At 77.6% G+C, this 389-nt stretch carries 1 pseudogene; it reads right to left on the reverse strand.

Going from position 1 to position 389, the window contains the following annotated elements:
* Nucleotides 1-389, reverse strand: a pseudogene (locus KN815_RS49755) (hypothetical protein); the annotation flags it as partial.

Raw genomic sequence — 389 nt, forward strand, 5'->3', positions numbered from 1 at the left:
CTCGACGGCGACCCGTGCGACCGCCGCGACGACGGCCAGCAGCGGCCCGGCGGCCAGTGCGCCGCCGAGTGCCTCGGGCTGGAAGCCGGAGGCGAGCAGCTTGACCTCGCCGGTGTCGGACAGATTGCCCTTGCCCACGTGGTACGAGAGGTGCGGCCGGTCGGCGCCGTCCGCGCCGACCGCCGTAAGGCAGCGGGTCAGGGCGCCCGCCGCCGCTTCGGTCCGGTCCGGTGCCTGGGGCTCCGACCAGCTCGCGCAACCCGTGACGACCGCACGTACCGGCGCGCCGCGCTCACGCGCGCCGTCGGCACGCTCCAGCACCACACATGCCGCGCTGTCCGCCGGCTCCTCCCCGGCCCGGCCCTGACGGCTCGCCAGCAGCCGCGCCG

The organism is Streptomyces niphimycinicus (assembly GCF_018883605.1).
GTDB lineage: Bacteria > Actinomycetota > Actinomycetes > Streptomycetales > Streptomycetaceae > Streptomyces > Streptomyces niphimycinicus.